This is a genomic window from Actinospica durhamensis (genome assembly GCF_018139695.1).
GTDB classification, from domain to species: Bacteria; Actinomycetota; Actinomycetes; order Streptomycetales; family Catenulisporaceae; genus Actinospica; species Actinospica durhamensis.
Map to the genome: position 1 here is coordinate 1 of NZ_JAGSOG010000822.1, position 412 is coordinate 412.

Below are 412 nucleotides of genomic sequence, written 5' to 3' on the forward strand. Positions count from 1 at the left end.
ACCAGGCGCAGCTCGATGCGATTGCACCGTGGCTCGAACGCATTGCGATCGCCACCCGCAACGCCGAGGCGATCAACCATCTGCATAACAACCTGGTGTACTGGGCCGGCCTCAATCTGATTGCCATCGGCACTGCGACGGACAACAGCGACCTGATCGACTCCGGACTCCTGCGCGTTCGCGAGGGCATTCGCGATATCGGCCCCGACGGCGCGCTGGCACGCGAGGTCAAGCGCGGCGATCGCGCGCTGCACTACCACACGTTCGCGTTGATCCCGCTGGTGTTTGCGGCAGAGCTGGTGCAGCGGCGCCATATCGACCTGTACCGCGAGAACAACCACGCCATCGGCCGCCTGGCGAACCTGGTGATCGATGCGGTGATCGACCCGGCGAGCTTCGAAAAAATCACGCC

Annotated in this window: 1 protein-coding gene; it reads left to right on the forward strand. The window is 64.1% G+C overall.

Features of this window, described 5'->3' with window-relative positions:
- Window positions 1-412: alginate lyase family protein (locus KDL01_RS47320; RefSeq protein ID WP_212534335.1), on the forward strand; the 412-nt coding region annotated here is incomplete at both ends.